This is a genomic window from Lonepinella sp. MS14436, assembly GCF_042470565.1.
Taxonomy (GTDB): domain Bacteria; phylum Pseudomonadota; class Gammaproteobacteria; order Enterobacterales; family Pasteurellaceae; genus Lonepinella.
Window position 1 is genome coordinate 1,343,021 of record NZ_CP170385.1, and the last position, 23,341, is coordinate 1,366,361.

Here is a 23,341-nt window from a genome sequence, read left to right on the forward strand (position 1 = left end):
AATAAAATGAAGAATAATCTAAATAACATACCTTTTTGGCAACAAAAATCCCTTTCTGAAATGACAGAATCTGAGTGGGAATCCTTGTGTGATGGTTGTGGTAAATGTTGTTATCGCAAATTTATTGAGGGGCGTGGCAAACGAGAGCGGTTGTATTACACCCGTATAGCTTGTAATTTATTAGATTTGAAAACGGGTAAGTGCGGTGATTATTGCCATCGTTTTAAAATCGAAAAAGATTGCACCAAACTGACCAAGAAAAATTTACCCGATTTCAAATGGCTGCCTAGCACCTGTGCCTATCGTTTATTATACGAAAATAAACCACTATTTGACTGGCATCCGCTAATTTCCAATAATCCTAATTCAGTGAAATTAGCAGGCGTGATGATTGAAAATGGTATCCATGAAAGAGATGTCATTGACTGGTTTGATTACATTGTTGATGATATTCAGCTAAAATAGTTTACAATATAAACAAATATTGTTGATAAAGATCACAAAATAGAATTAAATTGATTGTGTTTATTCTTGAGCTTGTTAGAATGTAACATAAACTTGAGGTACACCTATGAATTTAACGGAACAACAACGCTGTACTGAACAGAAAGCAGAAAAATTAGGTATCTGTCCTTCCTATTATGATATTGAAGGTCATTTTATTACAGCACCGCCAGAAACCTTGGATTATTTCACCGCACTTTTATCCGCGGAAAATAACCATTCTAGTGATTATTTTGATGATGTTTTAGTTATTAATGCAGAGCAAATTACAGATTATTCTTTTCTTTCCTTTTTTCCATCCGTCACCACTTGTCGATTAACCAACGAGCAAGATGAATTATTATTTGAACAACAAACTAAACAAAAAATTAGCTTACCTGCGTTGCCAGTGGGTTATTATCAATTAACCCTTTCCGATAAAAAGCAACAACGTAAAATACGTTTACTCGTTCAGCCAAAAACTACCTTTCAATCACCAATCTTACAACAGCAAAAAGCGTGGGGGATTAATGTCCAACTTTATAGTTTACGTTCTAACCGTAATTGGGGAATTGGTGATTTTGCTGACCTAATTTATTTAGTACAAAATGCGGTGCAATTTGGGGCAGATTTTATTGGGATTAACCCATTACATAAAATGTATGTGGCAGTGCCAGATTGGGCAAGTCCATACAGTGCATCTTCTCGTCGTTGGTTAAATCCGATTTACTTGGCGGTAGATTTATTACCAGAATTTAAATTAGCCAAATCTGTACAGACTTGGTTTAGTCAACAACAAGATGAAGTTACTCGCCTACGTCAGCTGGAACAAGTGGATTATCCAGCGATTTCTGCTTTAAAAATCACCGCACTTGAACAGCTTTTTGCCTTTAGTCAACGGAGTAAAACAGCAAAAATTGTAGCACGCCGTCAAGACTTTTTAGCTTTTGTCAAACAGCAGGGAGAAAACCTGTTGAATCAGGCGTTATTTGATGTATTGGATAGTATAGAACATCCAACTCAACAAGCAGATGAAAAAAATATCGGTTGGTTAGGTTGGCGAAAAGAATGGCAACAATTAACGGATAAAAATCGTAAGGGCTTAATTAAAAAGTATCAAGCTAAAATTGAATTTTATATGTGGTTGCAATGGTTGACTGAGCAACAGTTAGCTGAAGTAAAAACCACGGCTAAAAAAGTTGGCTTGCAACTAGGGATTTATGGTGATTTGGCGGTACAAAGTTCTAGGGGGAGTGAGGATGTTTGGAGCGATCCTGAACTTTTTTGTGTCAACACCAGCATTGGAGCACCACCCGATCCATTAGGTCCAGTCGGACAGAATTGGAACTTGCCACCGTATAATCCAACAGTGTTAAAAAAACGTGGTTTTCAATCCTTTATTGAAATGTTACGAGCCAATATGCAACATTTCGGTGTGTTAAGAATTGATCACGTAATGGGCTTATTCCGCTTGTGGTTTATTCCTGAAAATAAAACGGCGGTGGATGGTGTGTATGTGCTTTATCCTTTTGCGGAATTAATGGCTATTTTAGCCATTGAAAGCCAACGCAATCAATGTGTGATTGTGGGTGAAGATTTAGGTACTGTCGCCGATGAAGTGCGGTCAAAATTAAATGAATTTTTAGTTTATTCGTATTTCGTGTTGTATTTCTCTCAAGCAAATGGCGAATTTCCACTCGCTGAAAAGTTCCCAAATCAAGCCTTTGCCACGATTGGTACCCATGATGTGCCATCTTTACGTAGTTTCTGGCATTGCAAAGATTTAGAATTATTTGAGCAATTAGGTGTTTTGCAAGGGAATTTCTTGCAACAAAAATATCAACAGCGAGTGAAAGATAAACAAGCCTTATTAAATAGTTTACACCGAGATCAGCTTTTACCAGATGATTATTACGGTGATGCGTTGAGTATGGCTATGCACGATCATCTTAATTTGGTGATTCACCGTTATTTAGCTCGTAGTCGGAGCCGATTGATTGGCGTGCAATTAGAAAATTTGATTGATCAGGAAGTATCATTTAATTTACCAGGGACATCAACTGAGTATCCAAATTGGCAAATTAAACTTGCCATGCCACTAGAACAAATATTTAGTGACCAGCGTGTTCAAGTGTTGCTAAATGAAATTAACCATAATAGGAAGTCATTATGAAAAAATTAGTAGAACAATCAGTAATAGATGCGTTTTTTAATGGTACCCACTCTGATCCATTTTCTGTGTTAGGTATGCACGAAACAGAAAGCGGAATTGAAGTTCGAGTGTTAATGCCAGATGCAAATAAAGTTGAAGTCATTAATCGTGCATCACAAAATGTAGAAATTGAGTTAGATCGTATTGATGAACGTGGTTTCTTTACAGGTGTCGCACCGAATACGCATGATTTCTTTAATTATCAATTAAAAGTCTATTGGGGGAATGAAGCGGTATTTATTGAAGATCCTTACCGTTTTCACCCGATGATTGAAGAGTTAGATAATTGGTTATTGGCTGAGGGTTCTCATTTACGCCCTTATGAAGTTTTAGGTGCTCACTTTACTCAGTATGACGGTGTCACTGGGGTTAATTTCCGTTTATGGGCTCCAAATGCGAAACGGGTTTCTGTGGTCGGGGATTTCAACTATTGGGACGGTCGCCGTCACCCAATGCGTTTCCATGCAAATAGTGGAGTGTGGGAATTATTTATCCCTAAAGTGACTTTAGGACAATTATATAAATTTGAATTATTAGATAGTAATAATCAGCTTCGTTTAAAATCTGACCCTTATGCCTTTGCAGCACAATTACGCCCAGATACTGCATCACAAATCAGTGCGTTACCTGAAATTGTGGAAATGACAGAAACTCGCCGTAAAGCGAATCAATCCGATCAACCGATTTCGATTTATGAAGTCCATTTAGGTTCGTGGCGGAGAAATCTTAAAAATAATTTCTGGTTAGATTACGACCAACTGGGGGATGAATTGGTTCCTTACGTGAAAGATATGGGCTTTACCCATATTGAATTATTACCGATTTCTGAATATCCATTTGACGGTTCTTGGGGTTATCAACCATTAGGGTTATATGCACCGACCAGCCGTTTTGGTAGTCCAGAGGGCTTTAAACGTTTTATTGCCAAAGCTCATGAAGCAGGGATTAATGTTATTTTAGACTGGGTACCTGGGCATTTCCCAAGCGATACTCATGGTTTAGCCGCTTTTGACGGTACAGCGTTATATGAACATGCGGATCCAAAAGAAGGGTATCATCAAGACTGGAATACCTTAATTTATAACTATGGTCGTAATGAAGTGAAGAACTTCTTAACGGGAAATGCGTTATATTGGTTAGAACGTTTTGGCTTAGATGGCTTGCGTGTTGATGCGGTCGCTTCCATGATTTATCGTGATTATAGCCGTAAAGACGGTGAGTGGATCCCAAATCAATACGGTGGTCGTGAAAATTTAGAAGCCATTGATTTCTTACGTCAAACTAACCGTATTGTAGGTGTTGAAGTCCCAGGGGCAACCAGCATTGCGGAAGAATCTACCGCTTTTGCTGGTGTCACTTTGCCACCTGAAAATAACGGTTTAGGATTCCATTTTAAATGGAATATGGGTTGGATGAATGACACGCTTTCTTATATGAAACTGGATCCGATCTATCGTCAATATCATCACAATAAAATGACCTTTGGTATGGTGTATCAATACAGCGAGAACTTCTTATTACCATTGTCGCATGATGAAGTGGTACACGGTAAATGTTCATTGTTGGGTAAAATGCCAGGGGATGCGTGGCAAAAATTTGCTAACTTACGTGCCTATTATGCCTATATGTGGGGTTATCCAGGTAAGAAATTACTGTTTATGGGTAATGAATTCGCTCAAGGTCGTGAATGGAATTATCAAGAAAGCCTCGACTGGTACTTATTAGATGATTTCCACGGCGGTGGCTGGCACAAAGGTGTGTTGCAATTAGTCAAAGATTTGAATAAAACTTACAAAGAAAACACCGCACTTTATCAATTAGATAATAAACCAGAAGGGTTTGATTGGTTAGTGGTCGATGATAATCAAAATTCTATCTTTGCTTTTGAACGCCGTGATAGCAATGGTGAGCGTATTTTGGTGGTGAGTAACTTTACTCCAGTGGTACGTGAAAATTACCGTATTGGGGTAAATGAAGCAGGGGAGTATGAAGAAATTCTGAATACGGATTCGGCTTACTATAAAGGCTCAAATGTAGGTAACTTTGGCGTAGTCAGCACAGAAGAGGTTGAGAGCCATGGTAGAAAACAATCTATTTCAGTGGTTGTTCCACCATTGGCAACAATTTATTTTCGTTGGAAAAAAGTCGCAAAGAAGGTTAGAAAAACAGCCGTAAAACGAGCTGACACTATGGATCTTACGTTAAAACCAGCTAAAGTGACCAAAGCTAAAGCGACAAAAACCGAATCTGTGAAAGTTGAAACCGCAAAAAATAAAACTGCGACTAAAACGACTAAAGCAAAATCAGTTAAAGCAGATGCAGTGGTTGCTGAAAAAAGTGCGGTGAAAACTACAGCTAAAAAAGTGACTAAAGCGGCTACTCAAAAAGCTGAGGTAAAACCTGAATCGGAGAAGAAAACGGTAAAAGCGAAAGCAGAACCGAAAGTAGCAAAAGCTAAAACGACTACAGCTACGGTGAAAAAAACAACGGCAAAAGTTGAAACCGCTAAAAAAGTAGTGAAGTCAAAAGCTAAAAAAGCTACTGAAGAATAAAATGTAAAGAATGTAGTAACGGTATGGTACGTTTAAGCATATTCTTGACAATAAGCTATTTTAGTTATAACTTTCCCTCTTTCCGTTTACGGAGAGAACAGTGTCGAAGTCTAAGAGAAGTAAAATCTTTATTGGGGCAACTTAGCTTGCCAGTTTCTGTTAGAAGGAGCAATCTCTCTGTTTACGGTTGGAGTGAAGATGGTGTTGTAACGAAGCATTCGTCTATAGTATAGAAGTATAGAGTGGTGTAAATGTATCATTTTCTTATATTTTTGTTGTATTATAATGGATTATCTTTAAATTATTTATGAAAACGTTATTAGGGGCGAATATTGAAATTCGCAATAATCAACAGGGGGTTAGTTTTGCCCTATATTCCAGTCAAGCACAAAAAATTGAATTATGTTTATTTGATTCAGAAGACAATGAAAAACGCTTTGCAATGGAAAAAAATGAACAAGATATTTGGCATTGTTGGATTGCTAATATTGAAGTGGGTACTAAATATGGTTATCGCCTTTATCCAAAATATGGCGTTAGCTTAAATAACCCTAACAAATTAATGTTAGATCCTTATGCCAAAATGGTAGTGGGAAAACCAGATTTATCTACTGCGAACAAAAGAGCATGGTTTTTGTTAAGTGATCAACGTGATAATGCCAAACTGGCTCCAAAAGCGATGGTTACTCATTCATCAAATTTTGATTGGCAAGGGGATAAACCATTACAAACGCCGTGGGAACATAGTATTATTTATGAATTGCACGTTAAAGGGTTTACCCAATTACGTGAAGATTTGCCACAACATATTCGTGGTACTTATGCTGGTCTAGCTCATCCGAAAAGTATTGCTTATTTGCAATCTTTGGGGATAACCGCGGTTGAATTATTACCAGTAAATTTCTTTGTAAATGAACCGCACTTACAAGAAAAAAGATTAAGTAATTACTGGGGTTATAATCCGTTAGCGATGTTCGCTTTAGAACCTAGTTATGCTGCCACAGATAACCCAATGGATGAATTTAAACAAGCAGTGAAAGCCCTACATCAAGCTGGTATTGAAGTGATTTTAGATGTGGTATTTAATCATACTGCTGAGGGTGAAAAAGATTATCCTACATTCAGTCAACGGGGCATTGATGATCAGACCTATTATTACCATGATCAGCAAGGTTATTACTATAATTGGACAGGTTGTGGTAATACTTTAGATTTATCTTCGCCACAAGCTCGAGCATGGGCATTAGATTGTTTAAAATACTGGGTAGAAGAATATCACATTGACGGTTTCCGTTTTGATTTAGCTACCTGTTTAGGTAGAGAAGAGCCGTATTTTAATCCGCAAGGCTTGTTATTTAAAGCGATTGAAAATGATCCGATATTAAGCCGTTGTAAAATGATCAGTGAGCCTTGGGATTTAGGTGATGGGGGATATCAAGTAGGAAATTTCCCAAGCTATTTTGCCGAATGGAATGACCGTTACCGTGATGATATTAAACGTTTTTGGCTGTGGAAAAGTGGAGCGTTAGGCGATTTTGCAGAACGATTAGCAGGTTCAAGTGATATATATCGCAAAGGGAATCAGTTACCCTATAAAACATTGAATTTTATCACCGCACATGACGGTTTTACATTGCGAGATTTGGTCAGTTATAACCATAAACATAATTTTGCAAATGGGGAAGATAACCGTGATGGTCGTAATGAAAATTACAGCTATAATCATGGTATAGAGGGTTTAGCCGAAGGCTTGCCAGTGAATGAAAAAAGTGCGGTGGAAAAACAACGATTTTTAACCAGCGTAGCATTATTACGTACATTGTTGTTATCTAATGGTACCCCAATGTTATTAGCGGGTGATGAGTTTGGTAATACACAATATGGTAATAACAATGCCTACTGTCAGGATAATCAGATTAGTTGGTTGAAGTGGAGAAATTTTAATGAAGATTTATTTGTTGCCACGCAACAAGCGATTCAATTACGCAAAAAAATTCAAAGCTTAACCATGGGGCAGTGGTGGAGTGCAGCAAATGTGAGCTGGCTCAACGAATTTGGACATAGTTTGCAAGTAGCAGACTGGCAGGATTACGCTGGTAAAGCGATGCAATTTTTATTAGATGATCAATGGTTATTCGTGATTAATGCCAAAGATGAACTACAGAATTTTGTATTACCCGACGGCAAATGGGAAATGCTGGTGTCAAGTCATAGCAAAATGTTAAAAGGTCAAGGATTAGTCGTAGAAACCATAGATTTTTGTTTGTTACAACGGAAATGATCTGTTTTTTTGATTAATTTTTCAAAACTTTGAACCTTATCACAGAAAATTATTTTTATTTTCTGTATAGTATAATTAGATTATTAAATAGTCTTTAGTTTTTAACTGAAACGATTAGCCCACAATTTTATTTATGGAGAATTAATTATGAGTAGCAAAGTTGCATTACCAAACAAATATGAACTCGTTAAAGAAACATTAGTGTTAATTTTAGCGGGAGGACGTGGCTCTCGTTTACACGAATTGACCGATAAACGAGCAAAACCCGCACTTTATTTTGGGGGAAACCGTCGTATCATTGACTTCGCTTTGTCAAACTGTATTAACTCAGGATTAAACCGCATTGGTGTGGTAACACAATATGCTGCTCATTCTTTGTTACGTCATTTACAAAACGGTTGGTCTTTCTTACCACAAGAACGTGGGGAATTTGTAGATATGTTGCCAGCTCGTCAACAAATTGATGATTCTACTTGGTATCGTGGTACAGCGGATGCGGTGTATCAAAATATGGCAATTTTGAAACATCACTACCAACCAAAATATGTGTTAATTCTAGCTGGCGACCATATCTATAAACAAGATTATAGCCAAATGTTACTTGATCACGTTTCTAGTGGAGCAAAATGTACCGTTGGCTGTATTGAAGTACCACGTTCCGAAGCCTCTGAATTTGGTGTAATGGCAGTTGATGAAAACTTGAAAGTGAAAGAGTTTGTGGAAAAACCAAAAGATCCACCAGCGATGATTGGTAAACCAGACATTTCATTAGCATCTATGGGAATCTATGTATTTGATGCAGATTACTTATATGAAGTATTAAACCGTGAAGTAAAATCACAAAATACCTCCCATGACTTTGGTAAAGATATTTTACCGAAATCTTTAGAAGAAGGTGTGTTATACGCTCATCCATTTAGTCGTTCTTGCATGGGGCGTAATACCGAAGGGGAAATTTACTGGCGTGATGTGGGAACATTAGACAGTTTCTGGCAAGCTAATATTGATTTAGTGTCAGAAAAACCACAACTCGATATTTATGACCAACGCTGGCCAATTCGTGGTAATCCAGAACAGACTTATCCGTCCAAATTCTTCTATCACAACCCGAGCATTAAACCTGTGGATAATTCCTTGATTTCTGGCGGTTGTTTGATTACCGATGCAAGTATCAGTTATTCCGTGTTATTCAATAACGTAAAAGTGAAATCGGATTCCAGCATCGATCATTGTGTAGTATTACCGCAAGTGACTATTGGTAAAAACTGTGTGTTAAGAAACTGTATTATTGACCGTCATGTGGTCATTCCAGATAATACCCAAATTGGTGTAGATATTGAGGAAGATCGCAAACGTTTCCGTGTGAGTAGTACAGGTAAAGTCATTTTAGTCACTGACTCAATGATTAAGAGATTGCAAGGTGAAAAAGTGACTAATGAAGAGCATTTAGATTAGTTTTGTATTCCGTGGGGGAAATCCAATGTATTCCCCCATAAAACAGAACGTAATTTTTGGGCGGAAACACAAAACCGCCCCTACGTATTTAAGGAAAACATAAAGTAAATGAGAGTATTACACGTTTGTTCAGAATTATATCCACTGTTAAAAACAGGTGGATTAGCAGATGTAATGGGGGCATTACCTTTTGCTCAAAAACAAGAGGGTCTTGATGCTCGAGTGTTATTACCAGGTTATCCAGCTATTTTTGCTGGTATTCCAGAAACCTATGTAGTGGCTGAGTTTTTCAATTTTGCTGGTCACATTTTGTTACGTTATGGTGAATACAATGGTGTAGGTGTGTATATTATTGATGCTCCGCATTTATATGATCGTCCAGGCAATCCATATCACGATCAATGGTATCAAGATTATACTGATAACTATAAACGTTTTGCCCTGTTAGGTTGGGTTGGAGCAGAATTAGCCACAGGGTTAGATAGTTGGTGGAATGCCGAAGTAGTACATTCTCACGACTGGCATGCTGGCTTAACCAGTGCTTATTTATATAACAAAGGTAAACCAGCTAAATCCGTATTTACCATTCATAATTTAGCCTATCAAGGTCGATTTGCTTATCAACATTTATATGAGATTGGCTTGCCAGCAGGTATGTTCCATGTTGATGGCTTAGAATTATATGGCGAAATTTCCTATTTGAAAGCAGGGTTATATTATTCTGATGCAGTTACCGCAGTGAGTCCAACTTATGCTAAAGAAATTACTCGCCCAGAATTTGCCTATGGTTTGCAAGGGTTACTTGGCACCTTAGAATATCAAGGTCGTTTACACGGTATTTTAAACGGCGTAGATGAAAAGATTTGGCATCCAAATAATGATCCTTATATTACTGAACATTATAAATTAAAATTTATGACGGGTAAGAAAAAGAATAAGGAACAGTTACAAGCCTATTTCAATTTACCGCAAAATCTAGATGCACCAATTTTTGTGATGATAACTCGTTTAACCGAACAAAAAGGTGTGGATTTATTACTTGAAACCACTGATGAAATTGTGAAACAAGGTGGGCAACTTATTGTTTTAGGCTCTGGAGCCCAACATTTAGAACAAGGTTTATGGGGATTAACCCAGTATTATCCGCAAAATGTGGCGGTCAAAATCGGTTATGATGAAGCCTTATCTCACCTTATGGTTGCGGGCGGTGATGTAATTTTAGTGCCAAGTCGTTTTGAACCTTGTGGTTTAACACAATTATATGGCTTAAAATATGGTACATTACCGTTGGTTCGTAAAACAGGTGGTTTAGCCGATACAGTGGTTGACAGCACCAGTGAAAATATTAAAGCAGGTATCGCCACAGGTTTTGTGTTTGAAGATGCCGATCCACAAGGTTTGCGTTATGCCTTAAATAATGCCTTGAATTTATGGAAAAAACAACGTCTATGGTTCAGTGTGAGAGCAAATGCAATGGCTCAAGATTTTAGTTGGGCATTAGCTGCTCGCCATTATCTAGCACTTTATAACAGAATTTAGTTGTATTTTTCATCAAAGTGCGGTTAAAATACCGCACTTTTTATTTTATTAGATTTTATTAGGACTATTTCTATGCTCAAAATTCAAAACTATGAGCGTCCATCTCACGATGCAGGCTCACTGAAAAAAGCAATCGTCTATAAATTAGTTTATCTAATTGGACGCTCCCCCGAAGAGGCAAGTCAACGTGACTGGCTGAATGCCACCTTATATGCGGTACGTGATCTTGTTACCGAAGGTTGGATTTCTACCGCAAAACAATCAAGAGCGGAAGAAACTCGTCGTGTTTACTATCTTTCAATGGAATTTTTAATTGGACGTACCCTTTCTAATGCTTTAATTGCTGAAGGTGTATATGACAGTGCTAAACAGGCTTTACAAGAATTAAATATTGACTTGGAAGAAGTGTTAGCCAAAGAGGTTGATCCAGGTTTAGGTAATGGCGGATTAGGTCGTTTAGCTGCCTGTTTTATGGATTCACTAGCGACATTATCAATTCCAAGTATGGGCTATGGTATTCGTTATGAATATGGTATGTTCAGACAACGAATTATAGATGGTCGTCAAATTGAAAAACCAGATGCTTGGTTAGAAAAAGGTGTTCCTTGGGAATTTATTCGTCCTTCTAAGCGTTTTAGAATTCGTTTAGGCGGTCATGTTTATTTTGAAGGTAAAAAATGTATTTGGAAAAATGACGAAGAAATTACCGCACTTGCTTATGACCAAATGATTCCTGGGTTTAAAAATGATAGTGCGACAACTTTACGTCTTTGGTCCGCACATTCAGGTACTGCATTCAATTTAGCAGATTTTAATAAAGGGGATTATTTTAGTGCGATTGAAGAACGTTCTTCTTCTGAAAATGTTTCAAGAGTACTTTATCCTGATGACTCTACAATAGCGGGTCGTGAACTACGTTTACGTCAAGAATATTTCCTTGTTTCAGCTTCTTTACAAGATATTCTAAAACGCCACATTCGTACACACGGCACATTGGAAAACTTAGCAGATAAAGTAGCAATTCATTTAAATGATACTCACCCTGCTTTAGCTATTCCTGAATTAATGCGTATTTTAATTGATGAACACGGTTATGATTGGGAAAAAGCATGGGATATGTGTTGCCGCATTTTCTCTTACACTTGCCACACCCTAATGTCAGAAGCCTTAGAAACTTGGCCAGTAGAAATGATGGCGAAAATCTTACCACGTCATTTACAAATGATTTTCGAAATCAATGATTACTTCTTAGATCATGTTAGAGATACTGTTACTACGGATGAAGAATTTATCCGCCGAGTTTCTTTAGTAGAAGAAGGTGATGTACGTAAAGTACGTATGGGCTGGTTGTCTGTTGTGGGTTCACACAAAGTGAATGGGGTAGCGGCAATTCATTCTGATTTAATGGTCACATCTACCTTTGCTGATTTCGCTCGTATTTACCCAGAACGCTTTACTAACGTGACAAATGGTATTACACCACGTCGTTGGATTGCAGTAGCAAACCCTGATTTATCAGCATTATTTGATAAATATATTGGCACAGAATGGCGTCGTGATTTAACTCAACTTGAATTATTCAAAAAACATATTCAAGATCCTGAAGTGAAAAAAGCAATTCCTGCGATTAAACGTGCGAATAAAGTCCGATTAGCAGATTATGTGAAAAAAGAATTAGGTGTAGAATTAAACCCAGATGCGTTATTTGACGTACAAGTAAAACGTATCCACGAATATAAACGTCAAAGTTTAAACGTATTACACATTATTGCTCGTTACAATGAAATGTTGGCAAACCCTGAAAAAGACTGGACACCACGAGTATTCATTCTTGCAGGAAAAGCAGCATCTGCTTATTATGCTGCCAAACAAACCATTAATTTAATTAATGATATTGCTAACGTGATTAATAATGATGAGCGTTTACAAGGTCGTTTAAAAGTAGTATTTATTCCTAACTATAGCGTTAGTCTTGCTCAAATTATTATTCCAGCAGCGGATATTTCAGAACAAATTTCTTTAGCGGGTACCGAAGCATCGGGTACAAGTAATATGAAATTTGCTTTAAATGGGGCGTTAACCCTAGGTACATTAGATGGTGCAAACGTAGAAATTTTAGATAATGTAGGCAAAGACAATATCTTTATCTTTGGTAACACCGTGGAACAAGTGGAAGAATTACGCCACCAAGGTTATAGTCCGTTTAATATTTACCAATCTGATGAGCAATTACGCCAAGTAATTGACCAAATCAGTAGTGGTTATTTCTCACCGAATGATCCAAATCGTTATCAAGATTTATTAAATGGCTGGCGTTATCATGATTTCTACCAAGCCTTTGCAGATTTCCGTAGCTATGTTGAAGCCCAAAAAGCAGTTGATGAAAAATACAAAAATCAACAAGCATGGGTAGATAGTGCATTACAAAATATTGTCAACATGAGCTTCTTCTCATCTGACCGTACCATTGCGGAATATGCGGAAAAAATCTGGAAAATTGAGCCGTTGAAATTGGCTTAATGAGTAGGTTACAATAGTGAAAGTGCGGTTAAAAAAATTGTGATTTTTTGACCGCATTTTTATATGTTGATATTAATAAAATAAGAGAATATTTCATGAAAACGACATTAAAATTATCGGCATTAATGAGCAGCGTATTAGGTTTAACGGGCTGTATGTTGAGTGCTTGGATGAGTGATAAAATTGATGAGTCTAAAGCAACTCAACAATGGCAAGTTTTAGCAGATAAAGATGATATTGTGCTTGCAATCGCTAAAGCTAAACAGCCAATAAAAGGCTATGAACAGGCAATGATTTTAGTCGGTCAGAAACAAAGTTATTTAATACAAGATACTGATAGTAAAAGAGATATTTTGAATAAGATATTTACGCAACGGTTGGATTTTACAAATTTAATTGTTAGACCTCATTTGGATCACCATGAGAAAAGAGAGTATTTCCCTATAAAATTAGGCAATCACAATGGCTGTAATACTGAAAGCTGTTTAGCAGTTGATTTATCATTCTTTAAAGAGCGAGATATCAATTCTAATCAAGAAGAACAAAAATTAGAAAAAATAGGATTTGAATGTAATAGTGCTTGGCCAACGTATTTAGACTGTCGTTTAGATAATATTCAGTTTAGCATACAAACAGCCTCAGCTATACCCACATCAAAATTAGAATATCAATTTAAAAATCCAATGCGGATTAAATTTTTAAATTATACGCCTAATGGAGGTGATGTTTCTCGTAGTATAATGAAAGCCTTAATTCCTGTCACGTTAGCAATAGATATTGTTACATTTCCGATACAAATAAACACAATAGAAATACATAAATAAAATTTTCCCCTTACTAGATTGTTCTATTAATACAATTTTTTAGGGGGAGAAAATCATTACTGATTAGTGAAAAGAGATAAGTGACATTGTCACAGTAACATATTTTCCACGAAATAATAAAAAATCCTACCGATAATTTACCTAATTCTTTTTCAGATTTTGCGTAGCGTTGCCAAAATAAAACTCTCTAAATAACATCAAATCTTAGTTTTCATTATCCCAATATTATATCGCCACCAATCTAAATTTTCTTCAGATTTCGCATAGCGTTATCAAAATAGCACATCAATATTTCTCAAAGCACACATATTTTGTTTTTTATTCATTTGCTTTTTAACGACATTTCTTAAACCATGAAAAGAGCAGTATTAAAAGTGACATTTATATTATATTATTTAACATAATATACATTATGCGAAATCTGTTATAAGGTTAGTGGATACTACGTATTAATTAAATCACAGACTTATCCACAGATAGGATGAACTCGTCAAGCAAGATAAATAAAGGTTTCAAGCCATTTTCTACAGTCGATTTTATTGAGTTATACACTAGAAATAAGGAAATTGTATATAAATTGATGTGCTATTTTGATAACGCTATGCGAAATCTGAAGGAAATTTGGTTAGTGAAAATTTTAATTAAAACGATAATTTTGCTGTTGCATATCTAAAATCCCAATCCGTGTGCTAAAGTTTTTGGTAAATATTCTTGTTTGTATTTATTGAAAATATAAAAATAAAGCTATTCCAAAAAACAGAATAGCTTAAATTTATTAACCATATTTTTTTATTTTATTTCATTTCGTGACATTGTCACTCAATAGTCACAACAACTTCATCGCATATTCATAAACCGAATGTAACAACTGTAATTTCTCTTCATCATTATTGTATTCTTCTATTAGCTGTTGCATTTTTTGCTCAAAATCCACCGCACTTTTTTCTAATTTACGGCGGCGGTAGCGTTCCCATTGCAACTGCTCTGTTCGGTTTAAGGTTTTGAAATAATGTCTAGCACGATAATGAAACAATAACTCCTCTACCCGTTTATCTTCAAAGGTTAAGCCGTGATTTGCCAACTGTTCAGGCGACAAGGTTCGCAGAATATTCTGATTATTGCGATCATTTGGGCTAAAGAAACCGCTGTATAATTGGGTTTCGACATTTTCACTGGGTTCAAATATCCGTTCTTGTGCAAAAATCTCTTCTACTTTTGACCGCACATCCATCGATTGACGCAGCTTTTGTAGATTTGCTAAGCAGAATTGGCGATCAATGCCTAAACATTCGGCATTTTCAGGCAATAACACTTTGGCAGGAGCGAGAATCGGACATTTATTTAAATGCACTAATTTAAGCGGAACAGGCAAAATGCCTTGTTCTTCTAGCTCGGATTTCTTGGTATAGAGATTTTCTCGTAATTCATCGGCGGATTTCGTCAGTAAATCATCGATATTCTGTGCGAGATCGCAGACAATTAACGCATTTTGATTAATGGGATGCCACGCCAAGGGGGCAATCCAAGTACAGTTGCCCCGATAATTGCCTAACATTCCCGAAACGTGAACCAATGGGGTCATTTCCGCCATATTGACTAAACTTTCAAGGGCTTTTTTGCCCCGATAATCAAAGAAAAATTGAAAAAATTTCGGCTGTTTTTGCTTAATCAATTTTGCCATCGCAATGGTGGCATACACATCCGCCATCGCATCGTGGGCGTTGCTATGTTCAATGCCATTGGCAACGGTCAATTTTTCCAAGCGGAAACTCGGCACGCCGTCTTCATCGTATGCCCATTCAATGCCATCGGGTCGTAACGCATAGCATGCACGCACCAAATCCAGCAAATCCCAACGAGAATTACCGTTTTTCCAACTGTACTCGTACGGGTCAATAAAGTTACGATAAAAGGTATAACGGGTCATTTCGTCATCATAACGAATATTGTTATAGCCGATAATACAAGTATTGGGCTGGCTAAATTCCGCTAAAATTTTTGCGGCAAATTCGGGTTCGCTTAAGCCTTTTTCATTACATTCTTGCGGCGTAATCCCCGTCACCAACACCGCTTCGGGACTGGGCAAATAATCATTGGTTTGCTTGCAATATAACATCACAGGCTCGCCAATAATATTAAACTCACTGTCCGTGCGAATGCCAGCAAATTGGGCTGGACGGTCTTCGCTCGGGCTGATACCGAAACTTTCGTAATCGTAGAAAAAATAGCTAAATTCGTTCATAACCTTATAATCTTAATAACAAAATCGCAATCACGCCTAAGATAATCCCAGCGATATTCATTTTGCTAATCCGTTCTTTAAAGGCGAATGCTCCGATAATCGTACCTAAGCAAATCACACCCACGTCCATCGTGGCAAATACGATGGTTGGGTTGGCTTTGTAGAATTGGTGAGCGTAAATATAAAACAGGATATTGCCGAAATTTAACGCTCCAAGCAAGATACCTGCAAGCAAACTCGGAGCCGTCCATTGGGTACGTTTAATCAATAAATAAGCAAACATAATCACCATTGCACAGGCGAACGAAATGAATAAAGTGGCTGGAAATGCACCACCTTGCAACGCAATTTTCTTAAATAAAATTCCCGTACTCCCCCAAATCAACCACACGCCAGCTAACGCCAAGGCGGCGATTTTCGCATTGCCCATACTGCCAGCTGGTTTATACAATAAGCCAAACAAGGCGAAGAATGCCACAATCACGCCGTAGGTTTTCATTTCCGTAATGGCTTCGCCGAAAATCACTACCGCGGCGATAATTTGCAAGAACAAGGCTAAACGTTGTGCCGCATCGGTACGCACAATCCCCCCGTGTTCCACCGCTTTCGACATTACAATAAAGCCCACTGGCAACAACACCCCAAGGGTGAAGAAAATCGGTTTAGACTCGCTTTCTAACACAAATTCCGTAAAGCCTAACCCTTTAAAATCAGGGGATAATAAGAAATAGCTAAGGGATAAAGCGACCACATAACCAAAGGCGACCATTTGATCCGTTGCGACGTTGTAACGTTTTACCAGCTTAAACAGTACCGATACCGATACACTGCAAAGAATGGCGAGAATGAGAAAGTGCATAAAAGCTCCTAAATTGTTTGTTTAATAAGACTCATAATATATTCCACATCACGAGAATCTTTCACGATGATTTGGTAATCCCCTGTGCCGTGATGTCCTTTTTCTGACACATCTTCCGTGATATTTTTCGGATCGTTTAATGTGCCTTTTTTCAAATTAATGAAAATTTTTAAGCTGTTGTGTTGAATTTTGATATAAGCAAGATTTTTTTTGCCTTTTTTAAAGGCAATATAATGCTTGAGTGCTTTGGGTTCTAATTCCGCATCCAGTCTTAAAATCGCTTCTTTAAACTGTTCATACAGTTCGTTTATTTCATCAGTTTTGTTTTCTAAGTGTTCCTGTTCTGAATAAATTCTGATTTCATCGACGACTTTCTCTAAATCCGCATTTTGAGCCGTTTTAATTTGTTTAAAACTCGGGGCAGATTTGGATTTTTTCAGCGGAACGACGGACACAATACCCTTTTCAAATTGATGAATTTCCCATAATTCTATCGGTAAATCTTTGAAATTTGCCGCTTGATTTTGAAAATCCGTAAAGGCAGGGGAAACAAAAATCACCTTAGATTGCGACCAATCAAATTCATCTCGTTTTAACTTCGGCAAGCCACTTTCATAATATTCCACGATAAACTCGCCTTTATTTTCTAGCATTAAATTCAGGTAAGAAATCCCCTGATCCACGACGCTAAAATTTTGGCTACGTTTATATTCAATAATTACAAAAGCATTATTTTCAGGGTCAAAGGCTAAGGTATCAATACGGCTATTTTTAATGCTAAATTCCGATTTTATCAGCTGATAATCGGAAATCACCGCCAGATTTTGCTCAAACAAGCGTTGAATTTCTTTTTCCAATTTAAAGGGCTTTTCTTGTAGTGAAGATAAGCCGTTTTCGTTTTGTTTAAACAAGAGCATTTTATTTCCCTTTCAATCAAAGTGCGGTGAAAAATAACAGCATTTTTAATACATTACAGCCTCTCCCTTTGGGAGAGGACGGAGAAAATCCGCAGGGTTTTCGGGCGGTGAGGGTTAAATTAGGTTTTACCCTCACCCTAGCCCTCTCCCAGAGGGAAAGGGGATTTTTTTGTTATTGCCCAAATCCTCGAAGTCCAACAACATGAACCTGCTCTTGATTGCCCGAAATTTTTCGCACCAGTTTATAAGTCGTGCCTTTTTCTGGGCTGATGTTTTCAGGGGCGGCGATTAATAATTGCATATCTAACCGTTCGCAGAGTTCAAACAGCGTGGAAATGGATTTGCCATCCAAACGTGCGGCTTCATCAAGGAATAACAAGCGACAAGGCACAATGTCTTTTCCCCGAATACGGCGGCTTTCTTCTTCCCAGCTTTGTACCACCATTAATAAGATAGACATCCCCGTACCAATGGCTTCACCAGTTGATAATGCGCCACTTTCAGCACGCAACCAGCCGTCTGCACCACGGAACACTTCCACTTCTAAATCCAAATAATTGCGGTAATCCAGCAATTCTTCGCCGATGGTTTGGGCGGTGCGTTGCCCCATATCAATATGCGGATTAATACGTTGATAGAGTTTCGCCATTGCTTCTGAGAAGGTGATGCGGTTGTCGCTAAATAAATCTTGATATTCCTGCTGTTCGCCTGATAAGGCATCTAACAGCATGGCGTGGGTATCCCGAATATTTACCACCAACCGCACGGATTTCACTTGTCCAAAGGAAATATTTTGTAATCCTTGGTTGAGCTGCCGAATGCGATTTTGTTCACGTTGAATGGTTTTTCGCATAATGTTCGCTACCGATTCGCTGCTGATCGCCAATTTTTGCTCACGCCCTGTGAGTTCGTCCGTTAAGCGGTTAAGCTCAATTTCCATTTGTTCAATGGCATCAATCGGGTCATCGGTTTTGATAATATCTTGACGAATCCGCTCACGCAAATGTTGATACACCGCAATAAAGAACCGCACTTTGTTTTCAGGTTTGCGGTTATCTTCCGACGAACGCAGGCTGTCACGCAGATATTCATTGTCTGCCACCGCTTGCCGTAACGCCCCAAGGGCTTTATCCGACATTGAACGCAAATCGTCTGCGGATAAATAGGCAAGCTCACGGCGATGTAGTCGTTTTTCCACATCGCTGTTGCGAGATAACCGCAACACCACGCACCAACTGGCTTTGGCGGCGACCACGATTTCACGTTGCTGTTTATAATCTCGCTCTGCTTTGCGAATACGGCGAGTTAAATTTTCCGCATCGCTTTCAATCAGGGTAAGTTGTTTTTCCACATAAGAACGGCGTTGGCGGTTGGTGGAAAGTTGTTGATATAATTCATCTTTCCGCACTCTCGCACGCTCTTCTGCCCCGAGATCGGCTCGTACACCGAGATCACTCACTTCCGCCAATAATTCTTTCAGCAAATCATTTTTACTGTTATACGCACTTTGCAACTGAATCATCACCTGATTATATTGGGCAAATTGTGCTTGTTTTTGGCGGAGCTGTTCACGTTGTTGCTCACGGCGTGCTTGGGTCTGCTCCAATTTCAACCGCAGTTGCTCATTTAGGCTGTTGCTTTCGGTTTGAATGGCATCATCATAGGCAAAATGGGCTTTGCGTTGTACCACATCCTTCAGGGCAAAGATTTTCTGTTGCACTTGTTTTTGCATTGCCACGGCTTGGGCTAAATCGTCTTTTAAACGCTGGTAATTTTCAGGGTCGCTTTGCAAGCTGTTCGCTATCGGCTCTAACTGTGACAATGTCACGCCGTGATGGCGGATAAACAATTCATCTTGCTCAAGATTATCCAACTGCTCCCGACATTCTTCAATGCGGTCTTGCAGGCTTTCATCGGCAATCACGGCTAATTGTGGAATAATCCGATTGAGCAACTGCATTTTTTCTTTGGCTTGATCTAATTTCAAGCGTGCCTGTTGTTCACCTGTGGAAAGTGCGGTTAATTCTCGCTCAATTTCATTGCGTTCCGTATTAATGGCTCGCAGGTTTTCTTCTGGGTTTGGCAAGAATGCCAAGGCTAAATGCAAGCCGACAAATTGGCTAAATTGTTGGTGTAAGCGTTGGCATTTTTGTACATCAAAGGCGACTTCGGCATATTTTTCTGTGACATTGTCACGCTCAATTTCCAATTCCGCTAAGTGTTTTTCCCGAGCCGCACGCCCGAACAATGGAATTTCAGGGAATTTGGAATAACGCACTTCCCTATCTGACACTTGCACCACCACGCCGTGTTCCAACTCATTGGCGGACAACACGCTATCATCAAAGGCACTTGGATCACCTTCAATTAAATACAAATCATCAGGGCAATCGTCTAAATTGGCAAGTTGGGCTTTAACTTGAGCCAAATCACGCACCACAATGGCGTGGCGAGCAGGACCATAAAGGGCGGAGAAATACGGTGCATCTTCTATCGGCACATCATCGTAAAGTTCGGACAACAACACGCCGCCAAAACGCTCTGCCAACACATTCAAACGCGCATCTTCTGAGCCATCAGGTTGGCTTAAACGTGAAATCTGTGTTTCTAACTGTTGACGTTTTTGAGCGAGATCGTCACGTTGCAATGTCAACTCACGTTCTTTCACCAACAACGATTGCATATAATTCATCACATCTTGGCTGTCACCAAACTGCTCGCCTGATTGTTCGGTTAATCGTTCAAGTTCGGCTTGAGCCAATAACCACGCAGGGGCTTTTTGCGAATGTTCATTATAGGCTTGATTTAACTGCTCTCGTTTTTGACGTAAGGTAGAACGGTTTTCCACTTGATCGGAAAGTTCGCTAGTTAAATCGTCAATCAGGGCTTCTTGTTCGCTGTAAAATGCTTCCAACTCATCAGCGGTATCCAACTGCATATTGGCACGTTGATTAAACTCTTTTAATAAACGCACCGCAGCTTGTTGCTGGGCAAAACGCTGTTCCAATTCGTGTAACTTCGCTCGTAATTGTGGGGTTTGGGTCGCATTGAGTTTTTGGGTTGGGTATTCACGCAACAGTTCTTTCGCCGATTCCCACGCTGCACTTCTTGGCACGTCCCCTGCAATTTTGCACACCAACTGGTAGGCTTTATCAAATTGCGATTTTGCCGCTTCTGAAATGGACATTTTATGCTCAAGCTCTAGCACTTTTTCGGTCAGAATCTCCCCTTGAGCGGCAAACTCCTGCTGATAATCGTCCACATTTTTCACGCTCAAATCTGCCAATCCGCAGAGCTGTTTGGCTTTTTCTAAGGCTTGAATGGCTTGTTGATATTGCAATGCACGGGTTTGTTGGGCATCTAATGCTTGTTGATAATCGGCAAGTTGACTGCGAATCTGATCCACTTCGCTTTCTAATTGCTCAAATTGGGCTTGGCTTTCTTCTAGCTGTTCTTGGCTGGTTTCCACCACCATTTTTTGTTCTTCAAGGCGTTCCGTTAAGCCACCAATATCGTCTTGATAACGCTCAATTTTTTCTTGATGACGTAACGCATTGAGCACCAAATTTAAATGATCCGCTGCACTTTGATGATCTACTTCCAGCCCTTTTTCGCTTTCGGCTAATTCCTGAGCTTCACGGCTTAAATCAATCAAACGATGTTGCGACAACGCCTGTTCTGACTTAGCTTGATACCACTCACGGCGGAATTTCAAGGCATTTTCAATATTGCCCTGACGCTCATTGGCATTACGCATATAATCCGATGCTACATAATTGGTGGTTTCGGTAATCAAATGCTTAAATAAATCCCGATCCGCTTGGGTCAGTTTAATGGCTTCCAAGGTCATACGGTTTTCCCGCAACGCCGATTCCATATCTTGGAACGCCTTGCGAACGCCTAAATTTTCAGGCAATAAATAATCACGCAAGGATTTGGTGATGGCACTGGAAATTCCCCCGTACAGGGACGCTTCAATCAGTTTATAGAATTTCGCACGGTCGCTGGATGAACGCAGACGTTTTGGAATAATCCCCAAATCAAACATCATTGCGTGATAATCGGCAATGGAATGATATTGCTTGAATTGTCCGCCAATATCGTCAATCTTGTCTTTAAGTTCGTTTAAATTCAATACCTTGGCTTGGCGATCATTGACCACTTCGGTGAAAATGGACGTTGGATTAACGGATAATTCTACCCCTTGCAAACTAAAGGTTTTAATATCCACTTTCTTATCACGCCCTGCAATTTGCTGCAATCTTGCCCCCACCAAGGTGCGTTGATGACGTGAATTAAGGGTATCCAACACCGCATAACACACCCCTGGGCGAAGTTTGCCGTGCAATCCTTTATCACGGGATCCGCCACTTGCCCCCGCTTCGGTGGTATTGCGGAAATGCAACAAGGTCAAATCAGGAATCAATGCGGTGACAAAGCCTGCCATTGTGGTGGATTTCCCTGCTCCGTTACCCCCCGACAGCGTGGTCACCAGTTCATCTAAATCAAAGGTGCGAGCAAAAAAACCGTTCCAGTTAATCAGCGTGAGCGAGCGGAACTTGCCCCGTTCTACTCCTGCTTGCGGTTGAAATGGCGAAACGGCGGTGAAAATTTCTTCTGTTTCTTCTTGGCTTTCTTCCACGATTTCTTGTTGGGTTAAATCATCTTGTTCTAATTCAAACTCTGCCATTATTCCGTCCCTTCTTCATTCTCATCTTGGCTATCATCAAAATCTTCGTCATTTTCCACCGCAGTTTCTTGATTGAACGCCACTTTTTCCGCTTGCAACGATTGCGGAGTTGCTGCTTCACCGTCCCGAATCAAGCGTAATTGGGCTTCCAACGGATCATCCCCCGACCGCACTTCCGCCCCAAAACGGAACACCGATTCGGAAATGGTAAACTTACCGCTATTCTGCTCGCCCACCGTATGCAACATTCCCAAACGGCGTAACCGCCCAATGGCTGCTCGCACTTTTTCCGCCAGCTTTTGTTTATCCAAATCCGACCCACTGGCACGCAAATTAATCGCTTTCAACAATTTCGCTTCATCCGCCAAATTGAGCAACTCATCATACACTTCTTGCACCGAAAAAATCCCCTGTTGAGCCAGCCGTTCAGGGCTTAAATACAGATAACAAAGCACTTTCCCCACTAACATTTCCAGCTCCGACAACACGGAACGTGAAATCAACGTCGTGGCTTTCGGACGCAAATAGAAAAACCCTTCGGGGGCGCGAATCAGCTCCACATTATAACGGCGATAAAAACTGTCTAATTCTGCCTGAAAATCGCCTAAAAACGCATAATTATCTAAATACTCTTGCCCAATATGCCGCCCCGCCCGCAACTGGCTATCCACCGCAGGAAACAACGGATTGGCAATGGCGGCTGCAAGTTTGGTTGAAATCACGTCTTCTAATTTTTCTGTCATATTCTTTTTCCAATCAAAATCTAT

At 39.2% G+C, this 23,341-nt stretch carries 13 protein-coding genes; 8 read left to right on the top strand and 5 right to left on the bottom strand.

Translation table 11 applies throughout. The features are described from left to right. Positions 1–6: 6 nt before the first annotated feature. The 8 genes from O1Q81_RS06485 (at position 7) to O1Q81_RS06520 (ending at position 13,866) form a co-directional block, all read left to right on the top strand. Positions 7–465: a YcgN family cysteine cluster protein gene (locus tag O1Q81_RS06485; RefSeq protein ID WP_386696603.1), complete on the top strand. Its 459-nt coding sequence runs from the start codon at positions 7–9 to the stop codon at positions 463–465. Between the two features lie 106 nt (positions 466–571). Further along, on the top strand, positions 572–2,656 hold the full coding sequence (malQ, locus tag O1Q81_RS06490; RefSeq protein WP_386696605.1) for a 4-alpha-glucanotransferase: 2,085 nt from the start codon (positions 572–574) through the stop codon (positions 2,654–2,656). After that, positions 2,653–5,247, top strand: a complete 2,595-nt coding sequence (glgB, locus tag O1Q81_RS06495) for a 1,4-alpha-glucan branching protein GlgB (protein ID WP_386696606.1) — start codon at positions 2,653–2,655, stop codon at positions 5,245–5,247. The genes malQ and glgB overlap by 4 nt, the downstream gene beginning before the upstream one ends. A gap of 307 nt (positions 5,248–5,554) precedes the next feature. Continuing rightward, on the top strand, positions 5,555–7,528 hold the full coding sequence (glgX, locus tag O1Q81_RS06500) for a glycogen debranching protein GlgX (protein WP_386696608.1): 1,974 nt from the start codon (positions 5,555–5,557) through the stop codon (positions 7,526–7,528). A 147-nt stretch (positions 7,529–7,675) separates the two neighbouring features. Then, positions 7,676–8,983 (top strand): glucose-1-phosphate adenylyltransferase, encoded by a 1,308-nt coding sequence (gene glgC, locus O1Q81_RS06505; RefSeq protein WP_386693873.1) that lies wholly within the window; start codon positions 7,676–7,678, stop codon positions 8,981–8,983. A 108-nt stretch (positions 8,984–9,091) separates the two neighbouring features. Beyond that, a complete protein-coding gene (glgA, locus tag O1Q81_RS06510) occupies positions 9,092–10,522 on the top strand; it encodes a glycogen synthase GlgA (protein ID WP_386696610.1) in 1,431 nt (476 codons plus the stop codon). 72 nt (positions 10,523–10,594) lie between these two features. Further along, positions 10,595–13,042, top strand: a complete 2,448-nt coding sequence (locus O1Q81_RS06515) for a glycogen/starch/alpha-glucan phosphorylase (protein ID WP_386696612.1) — start codon at positions 10,595–10,597, stop codon at positions 13,040–13,042. Positions 13,043–13,137: 95 nt separating this feature from the next. After that, the gene (locus tag O1Q81_RS06520) at positions 13,138–13,866 is read left to right on the top strand and encodes a hypothetical protein (RefSeq protein WP_386693878.1); all 729 of its coding nucleotides are present in this window, start codon (positions 13,138–13,140) and stop codon (positions 13,864–13,866) included. An 826-nt stretch (positions 13,867–14,692) separates the two neighbouring features. Here O1Q81_RS06520 and sbcB read toward each other — a convergent pair. From sbcB to mukE, 5 genes are all read right to left on the bottom strand, one after another. Next, positions 14,693–16,108 (bottom strand): exodeoxyribonuclease I, encoded by a 1,416-nt coding sequence (gene sbcB, locus O1Q81_RS06525; protein WP_386696613.1) that lies wholly within the window; start codon positions 16,106–16,108, stop codon positions 14,693–14,695. A 4-nt stretch (positions 16,109–16,112) separates the two neighbouring features. Next, positions 16,113–16,967 (bottom strand): EamA family transporter, encoded by an 855-nt coding sequence (locus tag O1Q81_RS06530; RefSeq protein ID WP_386696615.1) that lies wholly within the window; start codon positions 16,965–16,967, stop codon positions 16,113–16,115. Between the two features lie 8 nt (positions 16,968–16,975). Next, positions 16,976–17,884 carry a DUF5655 domain-containing protein gene (locus O1Q81_RS06535; protein ID WP_386696616.1) on the bottom strand — a complete coding sequence of 303 codons (909 nt, stop codon included), beginning with the start codon at positions 17,882–17,884 and terminating at the stop codon, positions 16,976–16,978. A gap of 172 nt (positions 17,885–18,056) precedes the next feature. Then, a complete protein-coding gene (mukB, locus tag O1Q81_RS06540) occupies positions 18,057–22,574 on the bottom strand; it encodes a chromosome partition protein MukB (RefSeq protein WP_386696618.1) in 4,518 nt (1,505 codons plus the stop codon). Further along, positions 22,574–23,317 (bottom strand): chromosome partition protein MukE, encoded by a 744-nt coding sequence (gene mukE / locus O1Q81_RS06545; protein ID WP_386693886.1) that lies wholly within the window; start codon positions 23,315–23,317, stop codon positions 22,574–22,576. Before mukE ends, mukB begins: the two co-directional genes overlap by 1 nt. Between the last annotated feature and the right edge of the window lie 24 nt (positions 23,318–23,341).

Bases quoted from the DNA above. Each gene is read 5' to 3' on its own strand.
- O1Q81_RS06485 (WP_386696603.1), top strand. From the start codon at position 7: ATGAAGAATAATCTAAATAACATACCTTTTTGGCAACAAAAATCCCTT.
- malQ (WP_386696605.1), top strand. From the start codon at position 572: ATGAATTTAACGGAACAACAACGCTGTACTGAACAGAAAGCAGAAAAA.
- glgB (WP_386696606.1), top strand. From the start codon at position 2,653: ATGAAAAAATTAGTAGAACAATCAGTAATAGATGCGTTTTTTAATGGT.
- glgX (WP_386696608.1), top strand. From the start codon at position 5,555: ATGAAAACGTTATTAGGGGCGAATATTGAAATTCGCAATAATCAACAG.
- glgC (WP_386693873.1), top strand. From the start codon at position 7,676: ATGAGTAGCAAAGTTGCATTACCAAACAAATATGAACTCGTTAAAGAA.
- glgA (WP_386696610.1), top strand. From the start codon at position 9,092: ATGAGAGTATTACACGTTTGTTCAGAATTATATCCACTGTTAAAAACA.
- O1Q81_RS06515 (WP_386696612.1), top strand. From the start codon at position 10,595: ATGCTCAAAATTCAAAACTATGAGCGTCCATCTCACGATGCAGGCTCA.
- O1Q81_RS06520 (WP_386693878.1), top strand. From the start codon at position 13,138: ATGAAAACGACATTAAAATTATCGGCATTAATGAGCAGCGTATTAGGT.
- sbcB (WP_386696613.1), bottom strand. From the start codon at position 16,108: ATGAACGAATTTAGCTATTTTTTCTACGATTACGAAAGTTTCGGTATC.
- O1Q81_RS06530 (WP_386696615.1), bottom strand. From the start codon at position 16,967: ATGCACTTTCTCATTCTCGCCATTCTTTGCAGTGTATCGGTATCGGTA.
- O1Q81_RS06535 (WP_386696616.1), bottom strand. From the start codon at position 17,884: ATGCTCTTGTTTAAACAAAACGAAAACGGCTTATCTTCACTACAAGAA.
- mukB (WP_386696618.1), bottom strand. From the start codon at position 22,574: ATGGCAGAGTTTGAATTAGAACAAGATGATTTAACCCAACAAGAAATC.
- mukE (WP_386693886.1), bottom strand. From the start codon at position 23,317: ATGACAGAAAAATTAGAAGACGTGATTTCAACCAAACTTGCAGCCGCC.